The organism is Actinomadura sp. NPDC049382, assembly GCF_040677125.1.
GTDB classification, from domain to species: domain Bacteria; phylum Actinomycetota; class Actinomycetes; order Streptosporangiales; family Streptosporangiaceae; genus Spirillospora; species Spirillospora geliboluensis.
The window spans coordinates 132,287-144,843 of the sequence record NZ_JBFARO010000008.1 but is presented as its reverse complement, the minus strand read 5'-3'; the positions used below and the strand labels follow the sequence as shown (position 1 = coordinate 144,843).

11 protein-coding genes are annotated in these 12,557 nt (G+C 70.5%); 6 read left to right on the top strand and 5 right to left on the bottom strand.

Going from position 1 to position 12,557, the window contains the following annotated elements:
- Window positions 1–59 precede the first annotated feature (59 nt).
- Window positions 60–1,193 (top strand): glycerophosphodiester phosphodiesterase family protein, encoded by a 1,134-nt coding sequence (locus AB0K34_RS08320; protein WP_364546583.1) that lies wholly within the window; start codon window positions 60–62, stop codon window positions 1,191–1,193.
- Here AB0K34_RS08320 and AB0K34_RS08315 read toward each other — a convergent pair whose 3' ends face one another.
- The gene (locus tag AB0K34_RS08315) at window positions 1,194–2,075 is read right to left on the bottom strand and encodes a LysR substrate-binding domain-containing protein (RefSeq protein WP_364546580.1); all 882 of its coding nucleotides are present in this window, start codon (window positions 2,073–2,075) and stop codon (window positions 1,194–1,196) included. It abuts the gene before it with no gap.
- A 259-nt stretch (window positions 2,076–2,334) separates the two neighbouring features.
- Here AB0K34_RS08315 and AB0K34_RS08310 point away from each other — a divergent pair, with 259 nt between their 5' ends.
- The gene (locus AB0K34_RS08310) at window positions 2,335–3,666 is read left to right on the top strand and encodes a HAMP domain-containing sensor histidine kinase (protein WP_138637669.1); all 1,332 of its coding nucleotides are present in this window, start codon (window positions 2,335–2,337) and stop codon (window positions 3,664–3,666) included.
- 26 nt (window positions 3,667–3,692) lie between these two features.
- Here the strand turns inward: AB0K34_RS08310 and AB0K34_RS08305 are convergent, their stop codons facing one another.
- The gene (locus AB0K34_RS08305; protein WP_364546575.1) at window positions 3,693–5,399 is read right to left on the bottom strand and encodes a cyclic nucleotide-binding domain-containing protein; all 1,707 of its coding nucleotides are present in this window, start codon (window positions 5,397–5,399) and stop codon (window positions 3,693–3,695) included.
- Between the two features lie 855 nt (window positions 5,400–6,254).
- On the opposite strand from AB0K34_RS08305, the gene AB0K34_RS08300 reads away from it, so the two are divergent.
- From AB0K34_RS08300 to AB0K34_RS08285, 4 genes are all read left to right on the top strand, one after another.
- Window positions 6,255–7,127 (top strand): helix-turn-helix transcriptional regulator, encoded by an 873-nt coding sequence (locus AB0K34_RS08300; protein WP_364546572.1) that lies wholly within the window; start codon window positions 6,255–6,257, stop codon window positions 7,125–7,127.
- 301 nt (window positions 7,128–7,428) lie between these two features.
- Entirely contained in the window at window positions 7,429–7,641 is a 213-nt protein-coding gene (locus AB0K34_RS08295; RefSeq protein WP_364546569.1) for a DUF397 domain-containing protein, read from the top strand.
- Between the two features lie 471 nt (window positions 7,642–8,112).
- Complete coding sequence (locus tag AB0K34_RS08290) at window positions 8,113–8,505, top strand: hypothetical protein (RefSeq protein WP_364546566.1); 393 nt, start codon at window positions 8,113–8,115, stop codon at window positions 8,503–8,505.
- Entirely contained in the window at window positions 8,445–10,091 is a 1,647-nt protein-coding gene (locus AB0K34_RS08285; RefSeq protein ID WP_364546563.1) for a caspase family protein, read from the top strand. The genes AB0K34_RS08290 and AB0K34_RS08285 overlap by 61 nt, the downstream gene beginning before the upstream one ends.
- A gap of 14 nt (window positions 10,092–10,105) precedes the next feature.
- Here the strand turns inward: AB0K34_RS08285 and AB0K34_RS08280 are convergent, their stop codons facing one another.
- From AB0K34_RS08280 to AB0K34_RS08270, 3 genes are all read right to left on the bottom strand, one after another.
- Window positions 10,106–10,789: a maleylpyruvate isomerase family mycothiol-dependent enzyme gene (locus AB0K34_RS08280; RefSeq protein ID WP_364546560.1), complete on the bottom strand. Its 684-nt coding sequence runs from the start codon at window positions 10,787–10,789 to the stop codon at window positions 10,106–10,108.
- A complete protein-coding gene (locus AB0K34_RS08275) occupies window positions 10,786–11,613 on the bottom strand; it encodes an NAD(P)H-binding protein (RefSeq protein WP_301176023.1) in 828 nt (275 codons plus the stop codon). Before AB0K34_RS08275 ends, AB0K34_RS08280 begins: the two co-directional genes overlap by 4 nt.
- A 246-nt stretch (window positions 11,614–11,859) precedes the next feature.
- A complete protein-coding gene (locus AB0K34_RS08270) occupies window positions 11,860–12,525 on the bottom strand; it encodes an SDR family NAD(P)-dependent oxidoreductase (protein WP_364546557.1) in 666 nt (221 codons plus the stop codon).
- Between the last annotated feature and the right edge of the window lie 32 nt (window positions 12,526–12,557).

The window sequence follows — 12,557 nt, the reverse complement described above, 5'->3', positions numbered from 1 at the left end:
GTGTCACCGGACGGTCCGAGGGTTGGGGCGGACAGCTCCGGCTCCCGAGAGGCTGACAGATGTACCGACGGACCCGTCTCGCGCTCATCGCCGTCACGGCCACCGCGGCGCTCGCCGCTCCGGCGGCGGCCTCCGCCGACCCGGCCCCGGCGGACCCGCTTCCCGCCGCTCCGCAGCCCCGTCCCCAGCGGCCGGACGCGCCACCGCCGAACGCCCCACGGCCGGACGCGCCCCGGCCCGCCGCCCCGCATCCCGGGCAGATCGCGGAGCCGGGCGCGCCGGACCCGCGGCCGCGCGCCATGCCCGCGCCGCAGGCAGCGCCGGGCCTCCCGGACGCCGAGGCCGCGCCGCGACTCCGGGCCGCCGCACAGGCCCGGATCCTGGACGTCGCGCACCGGGGCGCGTCGGCGTACGCGCCGGAGAACACGCTCGCCGCGTTCAAGCTGGCCAGGGCCCAGAACGCGGACATGTTCGAGCTGGACGTCCAGGAGACCAAGGACCACAAGCTCGTGATCATGCACGACACCACGCTCGCCCGGACGACGAACGCCGAGCAGGTCTACCCGGACCGCAAGCCGTGGAAGGTCGCCGACTTCACGCTCGCCGAGATCGAGAAACTCGACGCGGGGTCCTGGTTCGCGAAGAAGTACGCGGGCGAGCGCGTCCCGACGCTGCCCCGGGTGCTGACCGCGATGCGCGGCCAGGGGCTCGGCCTGCTGCTGGAGATCAAGAGCCCCGACCTCTATCCGGGCATCGAGAAGCGCATCGCCGCGGCGCTGCGGCGCTCGCCGTCCTGGCTCCGCTACGACCCGACCGAGCGGCGCCTCGTGGTGCAGTCGTTCGACTGGGGGTCGGTGCGCCGGTTCCACGCCGTCCTGCCCAAGGTCCCGACCGGGCTGATCGGGACGCCGAAGGCGGCGGAGCTCAAGAAGCTCGCCAAGTACGCCGACCAGATCAACCCGAAGTTCGGTGACGTGACGGCGTCCTTCGTGAAGAAGGTGCACGCGGCCCGGATGGACATGCTGACCTGGACGATCGACGACCGCGGCGACATGGAGAAGGCCGTCAAGCTCGGCGTGGACGGGATCATCACCAACAAGCCGGACGTCTTGCGGCATGTCCTCCAGACGTCCCGCACGGCGCAAGCGGGCCACCTCGCCGCTGGGCAGCCGGCCGTGCGGCCCGCGGCCTGATCAGGGAATATGGCGGCGTGCGCGGGCGGTGAGCGCGCGCGCCGCCGGGCTGCGCGGGCCCTCCGCGCGCCATGCCAGCGCAATCCGCCCGCTCAGCCGAGGCCGGACGATCGGCATCGCGTGCAGCGCGTCCGGCACGCCCCGGGCGGCGGATTCGGGGAGGACGCCGACGCCGAGGCCGTGCGCCGCGATCTGTGCCACGACGGGCGGCTCGCCGGCCTCGAACGCGATCCGCGGGCGGAGCCCGGCGTCCGCGAAGGCCCGGTCCAGGACGGCGCGCACGCCGGTGCCCTTCGGCAGGCTGATCAGCGCCTCGTCGGCGAGCGCCCGCAGCGTGATCGTTGGCCGCCGGGCCAGCGGGTGGTCGTGGCTGACGGCGGCGTAGAGGTCCTGCTCGATGACGACCCGGGTCGCGATGCCCGCGGGCGCGTCGGCGCCGAGGCTGAGGAAGGCGAGGTCGACGCGGCCGGAGCGGAGGCCCTCGGTCAGCGTGTCCGTGTCCTCCTGGATGACCGTGACCTCCACATCCGGGTGGTCGCGGTGGAATTCGGCGATCAGGCCGGGCAGGTCGAGCGACCGGATCCAGTCGATGGTGCCGACCGTGACGTGCCCGCGGAGCAGGCCGGTCAGCTCGTCCACCGCGAACCGCGCGCCGCTGACGGCCGCGAGCGCCGCCCGCGCGTAGGGGAGGACGGCGGCTCCGGCCTCGGTCAGCCGGACCGTCCGCCCGGAGCGGTCCAGCAGCGGCTGGCCCAGTTCGCGTTCCAGCTGCCGGATCTGGGCGCTGACGCCCGGCTGGGCGACGTGCAGCCGGGCGGCGGCCTTGGTGAAGCTCGCCTCTTCGGTCACCGCGACGAAGTACTCCAGCTGGCGCAGCTCCATAAGCAGCCATGCTAGCCGCGCGCCCGTTGAGCGCTCCGGCTTCTGCCGAACCCCGCCGGGACGAGAGGCCCGGAAATCACGCGGAAGGGGCGGCGGGGACGGCGGTGACGGGCGGGACCAGGCCGGTCGGCAACCATTTCTTTGTCCCTTCTTGGGTGCGTCGCGGCTGTTCAGAGGACTGATTCCGATCTGGACGGTGAAGACATCACCTGCGGGAGGTCGGGTGTACGGACGACGCACATGGTCTATTCGGGTGCGGATGACCGTAATTGCCGGAATGGTCACCGCCATGATCTGCGTCATCGTGACCACGCTGGTCCTGGTGGAGGTGCGCGGCTCCGAGACCGACTCCAAGCGCAGCGAGGCGACGGCCGCGGCGCTGCGGATCTCCTACGAGATGCGGCGCGGCCCGGTGCGCGGCGACCTCGACGCGCCGAAGGGCGTGGTCATCCAGGTCATGGACGAGAACCGGACGGTCATCGCGGGCAGCCGGGGCCCGTCGCTGGACGGACCGCCGATCGCCGACTTCCTCCCCTCCCAGGCCAAGGTGTACTCCACCCGGGACGTGTGCACGGCGAGGGAACTGCCCGGCTGCGCGTGGGTGATCGGCTTCCGCGTCTACCAGCCGGACGGTGACTGGCTCGTCTACGCCGCCGCCCCGGCCGTCCCCTGGTATGTCAACCCGGGCCTCATGATGCTGCTGGTCAGCGTCTCGCTGCTGGTGATCCTGCTGGCCTGCCTGCGCGCCTGGGCGACGGTGGACCAGACCCTCGCCCCGGTGGACGCGATCCGCGCCGAACTGGCGGAGATCACCGCGCTGCAGTCCGGCCGCCGGGTCACGGTGCCGGAGAACCGGGACGAGATCAGGCGGCTCGCGGAGGCGGCGAACGCGACGCTCGACCGCCTCGACAGCGCCCTCGAACGGCAGCGCAGCTTCACCTCCGACGCGTCCCACGACCTGCGCAGCCCGATCGCCGCCGCCCGCACCCAGCTGGAGGAGGCGCTGCTCTTCCCCGACGACGTCGACTGGCCGCAGGTGGGACGGGGCGTCCTGCAGAGCCTGGAGCGGCTCCAGGCGATCGTCACGGACCTGCTGCAACTGGCCCGCCTGGACGCCGCCGCCTGGAAGGACGTCGAGACGATCGACCTCGGCGCGCTGGTCACCATCGAGGTGGCGAGGTCGAGCCGGACGAAGCGGGTCGTCCCGCACCTCCAGGAGGGGGTGACGGTGCGCGGGGACCGGCTCCGGCTCGTCCGGCTCTTCACGAACCTCCTGGACAACGCCGAGCGGCACGCCGAGTCGCAGGTCGACATCACGGTCCGGCGCACCGACGGCGAGGCCGTCCTGGAGGTGCTGGACGACGGGGCGGGGGTCGCCGAGGAGCACCGGGACCTGGTCTTCCAGCGGTTCGCCCGGCTGGAGGCCAGCAAGGCCCGCGACCCGTCGGGCACCGGTCTCGGCCTGCCCATCGCGCGGGAGATCGCCCGGCTGCACGGCGGGAGCCTCACCATCGAGGACAGCGCGCGCGGGGCCCGGTTCGTCCTGCGCATCCCTCGGAACGCTCCAGAGCGCCCCGACCACCCCTCCTGAGCGGGAGGAGGGGGATCCGGGGCGCGTCAGGCGGCGGAGCGCGCGGGGAGGCCGCGCAGGTGGATCCAGCCTTCGATGTCCGTTTCCTTCACCCGGCAGCTGACCGGCTCGTACTCGCCGGCGTTCACGCGGCGGGGGCCGTGGGCGATGGCGGAGTCGTGGACGAACCTCGACACGATCACGCCGAGGTCGGCGCGCGTCGCGGCGAGCCGCTCCCGCAGCGGCGCGGCGTCCAGCAGGCGCGCCGCGTTGATGATCGTCCAGCCGGACAGGCCGGGCGGGTCGGGCACCACCGGCCCGACGTCGACCGCGACCCGGAGCTGGATGCGGACCGCCTCGCTCGACCGGTGGTTGTGCCGCCGCAGCCGCACCCCGAGCAGCGTGATCATCGGGTCGATGACGGCGGCGGTCGGGATCTCCGGCGGGACGACGATCAGCGCGCCGTCGCCGCGGTCCTCGCTGTAGCAGGTGTCCCACGGCACGCCGGACCCCTCGAAGGACTCCCGCAGGGCGGCGTACATGGCGCGGCGCACCTCGATGCGGTCGTGCTCGTCGCGGGCGCGCGAGCTGAAACCGGCGATATCGGTGTAAACCACAGTGCAGTTGCGCCCCGCCCACGCCGGGCCTGTGGCGGCGCGGCTCGTGGGCTGCACTACCGCTTGCCCGTGGGGCTGGACGCGCACGGTCGCGGCCGGACGCGCCCGCCAGGAGGGACGCTGCGGCCGCCCGACCAGGTCGGACGTCTCCGCGGCATACGTCCACGCACCGGTGCGTGACTTCGGCTGCGCACCCGCGCCGACCGACGCATACCGGCCTGTCTCCGCCGCATGGTCAGCCTCGGAGTACGGGACGGCCCCAGGGAAGGGAGCGGGTTCGAGGCACGCGCAGACCTCGGGGTACAGGTCGAACACGGTGTAGGGGTCGTACGGGTCCATGACGGTGTTCGGTTCCATCACGTCATGCGGGGCGTTGGTGGGCTCCAGCAGAGGCAGAGGAATGAACGCGGTCGTGTAGGCGCGGGACAAGCCGTACTGGACGGTGGACTCGTACGCCTGCGCGCCGACCCCGTAAGGGTGCGTGCCTCCGGCACCGTAGGGCGGCCCGCCCGCAGCCCCGGCGCTCGCTCCATCCCCGTACGGCCGTCCCATACGAGGGTCGTGCTCGGGGCCCGCTGCGGTCTGTTCGGTGAGCCGCTCGTACATCTCGCGTTCCAGGACGGCGACCACGCGCGGATGGTTGCTCAGGTAGGTGACGAACTGCTGCGTGGTGAGGAGCAGCGCGCTCAAGGGCTCCATGGCGACGACGGTCGCCGAGCGGCGCCGCAGCAGCAGCGCGGCGCGCTCGCCGATGATGTCGCCGGGGCCGCGGAAGGCGATGATCCGCTCGCCGCCGTCCCGCCGCACGCTGACGCGCACCGTGCCGGTCTTGATCACGATGGTCTGGTCGGCGGCCTCGTCCTCCTCCCACAGCACCGCGCCGGCGGGGTACACGACCTCCTGGGCGGTCGCGAGGAACTCGGCCCGCTCGATGGTCGTGAGGGACGTCCAGAACCCGGGCCGCCGGGACTGGGCGCCCGGCTCGGCCTGGACGGCCACGGGCGGCCCGGCGGGCCGGCTCTCCAGGTCGGTGCTCTCGGCCGGGCGCTCGCCGTGGGGCCGCCGGGGGCGGACGACGGCGAGCGTCTCCGGGTGGACGATCTGGTCCGGGTCATGCCGGCGCGCGTGTGCGTCCATCAGCTCACCCGGCCCGCGACCGAGGGGACGGAATTCGTGGGGTGGACGTCGAAGGTCGGGGGATGGATCTGCTGTCTTGACATGTCAGGGACCCCATGCCTCGAATCGCGACCTCGGCCCCGTGCGCGGTGCCCGGGATCGCCCGGCACCTATCGCCGTGGCCGAAGTCACATCACCTATAGCCCGTACCGCGTGATCGCGGTTAGACTGGGTGAGTCCGCAGAAAACGTTTTGGCAGGTCAGCCCGGATCTTTCTGCGTTTTCGCAGGGTTTCCGCGCAGGCCCGCCGGCGCGCTTTCTCGCGGCTCAGGGAGTCGCTCTCCACTTTCCGCCGATCCTTCTGGCTGCCAACCGGTGATCAGCGGAAAGTGGCGGGCGACTCTGTTCTTGTGGCCGGTCGTGGTCATTTCCCGCCGGCGATGCCGAAGTCACGTGTGGTGGCTGACCTCCCCGTTCGCGTGTCCAGACCGTTCTCGGTGGGCCGCGCTGCCCCGTTGCCGCCCGTTCGCCCGTCGTGCCCGCCGTCGTGAGGTCCCGGCCGGGAGGACACGCGTGGCCCGTCCGGATCCCTCACCCTGCGTCAGGACCACCGGCTGCGTGGAGGTGGCGCCGAGTCCCGTCGCAAGTTGGCGTCTGCTAGTCTGCCATGTAGCACATTACAACATAGTCGAGCGGTATGCAGCAGTCTGGCGGCTTCCAATGCGACTTTTGGGCGTTATGGCGGCATCTGCGCGCGGAGCGAAGGTCGCATGGGCCCAGGCAGGTGGCGGAGTGGCGGCAAGCGGGGTGTCAAGTCCCGGAATGCCATGTAGCATCCAGGCTGGTAGCACCAACTACCTAGAGTGAGCGAACAGGATGTCCAGTGACCAGGGGCCGATCGTCCAGAGTGCGCTGCTTCGCGCGGAACTCGTCCGCCTGCGCAAGGGGAAGAAGCTGACGCAGGAGCAGGTGGCGCGCCAGCTCGAATGGTCCCCGTCGAAGCTCATCAGGGTCGAGGGCGGTAAGAACGCCATCACCCGGACGGACCTGCAGGCCCTGCTCCGCGTCTACGACGTCACCTCCGAGTCGCGCCAGGAGCGGCTACAGGCGCTCGCTCGCGGCGCCCGCGAGCCCGCCTGGTGGAACGCCTACCGCGGCGACCTCGACCCCACTTTCCTCAACTATGTCGGCTACTCCGCGGGCGCGGCGTTCATCCGCCAGTTCCACGGGACGGTCGTCCCCGGGCTGCTGCAAACGCCCGAGTACGCCGAAGTGCTCTCCACCGGAAAGGCGTCCGAGACGGCCCGGGTGCTGGCGGCCAAGCTGCGCATCCAGCGGCAGCAGGAATTCGCCAAGCGCGAGAACCCCCCGCGCCAGGACTACATCATCGACGAGGCGGTCATCCGCCGCCATGTCGGCATCAGGACCGACCCGGCGATCATGCCGGCCCAGCTCAACCACATCGCCGACGCCGCCGAGAACGACGACCTGCTGCGGGTGCGCGTCATCCCGTTCAGCACGGGCGCGCACCTGGGGCTGGACGGGCCCTTCACCATCCTGGAGTTCGACGGCGACCTCGACGACGTCCTCTACCTGGAGGGACGGTCGGGCGCCAGCATGATGATCAGCGGCGAGGACGACAAGATCACCGAGTACCGCGACACCTTCGAGCTCCTCGTGGAGCAGGCGCTGCCGGCCGACCAGTCGATAGCGATGATCCGCCAGGCCGCCGACGACCTCATGTCCTGACCACCGCCCGCCTCGACGGCCGCCCGTCCGGGCGGCGGCCGGCCTGACAGGCGAATCGCAACTCGACCCGACCGGAGGTGAAGGCCGCGGCGAACATCCGACAAGGCGAGTGGCCGTCATAACACGCAGCGTGATCTTGTGTTCCCTTGTAGGCGGGATAACTAGAACCGTTTACACTCGTGATCGGGAAATTATCCACAAGGTCGTGGTTTGTCGTGCCCTGCTCGGTGCTCTCCGGTGGGTGTCCCCGGCCGATCGGTTGGCGAGACGGCACCCGCCGGCAATGGACGGAGGTCGCTGGATGGTCTACGGGTCGAATCGTGAAGCCGCGCTGAACTGGCGAAAGAGCAGTGCGAGCGGCGACGAGAACGCGTGCGTCGAGGTGGCGACGTTCGGCCCGTCGGTACTGGTTCGCGACTCCCGCGACCACTCCGCCGGTGTCATCGTCCTCGGCCGCGCCCAGTGGAATGCGTTCATGGACGCGCTCCGGGACGGAGCCGTCGACCTCCGCTGAGTCACCAGACTCATTTTCTCGGCTCCCCTCGAAAACTGTTGACCATTGCGTCCCCCCGCCCCCTTTACTGGCGATCTTTGACAAGAGGAGGGCGGGGTGGGCGGCGCCGCCGCGCGCCGGTGCGGCGGTCGTGGCCGCGGCAGTGGTCGCGGCGAGGCGTTGCGTGGGATGCCCTCGAACGCGACCGGGTCTCGCCCGCAACGCCGTCCCCCTCGGCTGCGCCCCCGCTCGCTGATCGTCTACATGCCGCGGCCTTGAACTCACCCCTGCGACGTCGATTTCGCTCGCTATCTGGCGAAGTTAATGATCTTCCGGGGAAAGACGGAATTTAGGCCGATTGTCGTGGTTACTCGCGGGTGTAGGCCAAGTTGAGACTTCGCCCCTGTCATCATCGGCGGTGCCGTCCGCGTCACTATGAAGTGAGGGCGACGGGAATGCAAGATCGCGTCGGCGAAACGGGGGAAATGGCCTATGGCACCGACCCTTTTGGTCGAAGTGTCCGAATGGAACGCCGATGTCGCGCGGCTGGACCAGTTGAGTCGCCGCCTGCTGGCTGACTTGCGAAGACAGGGCGTCCAGGTCGAACGCTCCGCCGGCGCGGCGCCGGCCGGCGCCAAATCCGCGTCGGCGGTCGCGGTCGCGGGTCTCGTCGTGGCACTGGCCAGGACGCCCGCGGCACAGGCCTTCGTCAATGGGGTCTTCGCGTGGCTCGGGCCGCGCAAAGGCAGCGTGAAGATCAGTTGCGGCGATAATTCCATCGAGTTGTCCGCCGCTACCGCGGACGAACAACGACGACTCATCGAATGGCTGCAGACATGCAACGGGGAAACGCGGGAACAGACGCCGGGCGACCAAGAAGGCTAGCGCTGCTGATCGCCTCCGACCGCTACGAGGATCCGGACTTCGAGTCGTTGCGCTCGCCCGCCCACGACGTGTCGGCTCTCGCCAGGGTCCTGGCGAACCCGTCCATCGGCGGGTTCCAGGTGGACTGCGTGTTCAACAAGCCCGCCCACGAAGTCAACGCCGCGATCGAGGACTTCTTCTGCGAGAAGCAGCCCGATGACGTGCTGCTCCTCTATGTCTCCTGTCACGGGGTGAAGGACGACGGGGGACGGCTCTACTTCGCGACCTCGAACACGAGGGTCAGGAGACTCGCGTCCACCGGGATCGCGTCGGTGTTCGTGGGCGAGCAGATGACGGGCAGCATGTCCCGCAACATCATCCTGCTCCTGGACTGCTGCTACAGCGGTGCGTTCATCGAGGGAATGGTGGCGCGCAGCGGCGGAAGCGTCGGTGTCAACGAAGGGTTGAGCGGCTCCGGTAGGGCGATCCTCTCCTCGTCCTCCGCGCTGGAGTACTCGTTCGAGCTCGACCGGCGGCGCGTGACCAAGGAGATCTCGCAAGTGGGAACGGGCGGCGGCAATGGCGCGGGCCCGTCGGTCTTCACCGATGCGCTGGTGCGCGGCCTCTCCACCGGCGAGGCCGACCGGAACCGTGACGGGCTGATCTCCATCGACGAGTTGTACGAGTACGCCTACACGAAGGTCACCGCCGCGAATCCGAACCAGACGCCGACCAAGTTCTCCGATGTCAGCGGGGAGTTGATCGTCGCGTACAGCCCCGCGACGGCCCGCCCGCCGCAGTTGCCGGACGAAGTGGCGTCGGCGACCGAGCATCCGCTGGCGCGGGTGCGCGCCGCTGCCGTCGACACGCTCAGGGATCTGGCGCTAAAGGGCGACGACGTGGGTCGGCTGGCCTGGGAACGGCTGAAAACGCTGCTCAATGATGACAGTCGCATGGTGGCGGCCGGTGCGGCGGCGGCCATGGCGGAGATCGAACGTGCCCGCCCCTTCTCGCGGGCTCGTTACGTGCCACCATCGCGGATGCCGGTGAGTTTTCCACAGCCTGTGGAAATGTGGCCGCCGCCGCCCGTACCGGCCCTCGCGAACCCGCGTCCGTCTTCGCCTTCGCCTCCGCCTCCGCTTCCGTGGCCGTCCGGGCCTCCTGCCTCCTCAGCGGCTCGGCGTCCGGCTTCCGACCTGGACAGCGAACCGCTTTACGGGAGATCAGTGCTGGCGTACTTCATGCCGGCCTTCAGCAGCTTGCTGCTGTTGTTCAGCCGAAGCCGCGGCGTCAGGTTCCACGCGGTTCAATGTGCGCTCATAGACGCCTTGGCCATGGCGTATCTGTTCATCATGGTGGTCCCTTTTGCGATCTACTCCAGTGCTCGCTACGGCTCTGAGGAGGTGCCGACTGGGGATGCCTTCCTCAACGTGTACATGGTGCTGTTCCTCGTGATGCCGCTCCTGCTGCGGATCTACTGCCTGGTCGAACTGGTCAGGAAGGGGACGGTGCGCCTGAAGTTCCTTGGGGCTTTGGCGCATCGTGCGGTGTTCAGGACGGGGCCAGGAGTGGTCGGCAGCCGCACACCCGGACCGTCGCACCGTTGACTGCACTCCTCCGCTCAGTAGAGGAAGGGGATGGCGATGTTGTCGGCGCCGGTCAGGTCGGTGCCGGGGGAGCGGCCCAGGAGCCAGGCCAGGAGGGACGCGGCGGGGCCGCTGACGAGGTGCTCGCCGGTGCCGTCCTCCTGGCCGGTGTCGGTGGCGCGAAGGCGCAGGTCAGGAGCGTCGGCTCGGCGCGCGAACGATGCGGTGACGCTGGTCAGCAAGCGGGCGGTGAAGTCGGCGGGCCAGTCGCCGGGGGTGAAGCCCGCATCCAGGTCGACGTGGTGGACGAGGACCTCGGTGAGGCGCGCGTCGGCGGCGCGGGCGGCGGGGTGGCGGGCGCCGGTCGTCCATTGGACGGTCCTGTTCCACGCCTCGTCCGGCATGCGGGCGTAGGCGTCGGCGAACTGGTCCGCGCTCTGCCGGACGTCCGCCAGGAGGGTTGCGGCCGGACGGTCCGCGCCGGCCTCGATCTCGGCGGCGCGGGCCTCCAGGCTCGGGTACTCGTACGACTCCACGCCGGTGCGCGCCCAGGTGAGCAGGCGGGTGCCGCCGTCGGCGTTGCGGGCGACGTGGGTGAGAACGTGCCCGCGCGTCCAGCCGGGGAGCAGGGACGGCGCGCGGACGTCCGCGTCGTCGAGCCGCGCCGCGGTCGCCAGGAGGTCGCGGGTCGCCGCGGTGATCTCGGCGAGGGTGATCATGCGAAGGCGGCGGCGTGGGCCTCGGCCCACTGCCGGAACGTGCGCGGCGGCGCGCCGGTGACGTCCTGGACGGTGGAGCGGACGACCGATTCGTCCAGCGAGCCGTCCACGTAGAAGTCGAAGAAGGCGTCGACGTATTCGATCGGCATCTGCTCGCTCATCTCGGCGCGGGCCTCGTCGTCGGGCTGGGCCTCGAACCGCAGGTCGCGTCCCAGAACCTCTCCCAGTATGGCGACCTGCTCGGACGGGAGGAGCGATTCGGGGCCGGTCGGGTAGTAGATCTGCCCTTCGTGGCCGTCCTCCAGGAGCGCCTCGGCGGCGACGGCGGCGATGTCACGGGGGTCGACGACGGCGGCGCGGACGTTCGCGAACGGCAGCCGGAGCGTGTCGCCGGCGCGGAGCTGCGGGAGCCAGCGGAGTGCATTGGACATGAAGGCTGATGGGCGCAGGATCGTCCAGGGCAAGCCAGAGTCGCGGACGGCGCGCTCGGTGAGGATCATGTAGCGGCTGACCGCGTTGGACATGTCGCCGCTGCCCGCCGATCCGCCTGAAAGCTGGACGACTCGGGAGACGCCGGCGCGTCGGGCTTCGGCCAGGACGCCGGGCATGTCGCGGTATCCGGGGAGCAGGAAGAGGCCCGTGGCTCCTTCCAGGGCCGGGGCCAGAGACGCCGGGTCGTTGAGGTCGCCGGTGACGTACTCGATGCCGTTGAGCGGCGAGGTCGGTGGCTTGCGGACGAGCGCTCGTACGTGTTCGTCGGCAGTGGTGAGGATGTCGACCAGTTCGGAACCGATATTGCCGGTCGAACCTGTAATGAGGATCATCAGTAGTCCTTTCATGTGGGGGTGGGCAGCCGGCGTCGTCGTTGGTGTTGGCAGGGGCGTTGGGCGCCGGCGACGGCTTTCAGTGTGGGGGTGTCTGTCGTGAGGGGCCGGTGACGTAGGCGTTGTGGTTGGTGGGGCCTGGGCGTCATCGGAGGGGGGCGTTGGTAGAGGGGAGGCAGTAGTCGGTGGTGGCAGGGCCTGAAGAGGGCGGAGGCGCGAAGGGGCCATCGCCGTCGCCAGGTGGTGTCACCAGGGGAGGGGGCGGCCGTCGCGGAAGAAGCCGCCGGTCGGGCCGTCGTCGGACAAGGTCGCGGCCCACACGACGCTCGCCGCGCCGTCGGCGACGGGACGTCCGCCCGGGCCGCCCATGTCCGTCGCGACCCAGCCGGGGCAGACCGCGTTGACGAGGACGCCGTCCGCGCGGAGTTCGGCGGCGAGCATCCTGGTCAGCGCGTTGAGGGCGACCTTGGACGCGGTGTAGGCGGGGGTGCCGCCGCCCATGTTGGTCAGCGAGGCGACCTCGCTGGAGACGTTGACGATCCGGCCGTGGGGGCTGCGGCGGAGCGCCGGGAGTAGCGCTTGCGTCAGGTGCCACGGGCCGTACAGGTTGGTCTCGGCCGCCTCCCGGACGATGGCCAGGTCGGCGTCCGTCGCCCGCTGCCAGGTGTCGTAGGTGATGGCCGCGTTGTTGATGAGGACGTCCAGCCGGTCGATCCCGGCGGCGGCGCGGGCGACGTCCTCGGCCGAGGTGACGTCGAGGCGGAGGGGCGTGGCGCCCACCTCCTTGGCGGCGCGTTCGGCCGCTTCGAGTGACCGAGCCGCCAGCAGGACGTCGTAGCCGCGTGCGGCGAGTTGCCTGCACACTTCGCGTCCTATGCCCCGATTGCCCCCGGTGACCAGCGTGATCGTCATGGCGTCCCCCTTCATGGAAATGATCAGGCGGC

Excerpts from the sequence above, each read along its gene's own strand:
- AB0K34_RS08315 (WP_364546580.1), bottom strand. The coding sequence starts at position 2,075 with ATGGAGCTGCGCCAGCTGGAGTACTTCGTCGCGGTGACCGAAGAGGCG.
- AB0K34_RS08295 (WP_364546569.1), top strand. The coding sequence starts at position 7,429 with ATGGTCTACGGGTCGAATCGTGAAGCCGCGCTGAACTGGCGAAAGAGC.
- AB0K34_RS08275 (WP_301176023.1), bottom strand. The coding sequence starts at position 11,613 with ATGATCCTCATTACAGGTTCGACCGGCAATATCGGTTCCGAACTGGTC.
- AB0K34_RS08285 (WP_364546563.1), top strand. The coding sequence starts at position 8,445 with ATGGCTGCAGACATGCAACGGGGAAACGCGGGAACAGACGCCGGGCGA.
- AB0K34_RS08290 (WP_364546566.1), top strand. The coding sequence starts at position 8,113 with ATGGCACCGACCCTTTTGGTCGAAGTGTCCGAATGGAACGCCGATGTC.
- AB0K34_RS08305 (WP_364546575.1), bottom strand. The coding sequence starts at position 5,399 with ATGGACGCACACGCGCGCCGGCATGACCCGGACCAGATCGTCCACCCG.
- AB0K34_RS08280 (WP_364546560.1), bottom strand. The coding sequence starts at position 10,789 with ATGATCACCCTCGCCGAGATCACCGCGGCGACCCGCGACCTCCTGGCG.
- AB0K34_RS08270 (WP_364546557.1), bottom strand. The coding sequence starts at position 12,525 with ATGACGATCACGCTGGTCACCGGGGGCAATCGGGGCATAGGACGCGAA.
- AB0K34_RS08300 (WP_364546572.1), top strand. The coding sequence starts at position 6,255 with ATGTCCAGTGACCAGGGGCCGATCGTCCAGAGTGCGCTGCTTCGCGCG.
- AB0K34_RS08320 (WP_364546583.1), top strand. The coding sequence starts at position 60 with ATGTACCGACGGACCCGTCTCGCGCTCATCGCCGTCACGGCCACCGCG.
- AB0K34_RS08310 (WP_138637669.1), top strand. The coding sequence starts at position 2,335 with ATGACCGTAATTGCCGGAATGGTCACCGCCATGATCTGCGTCATCGTG.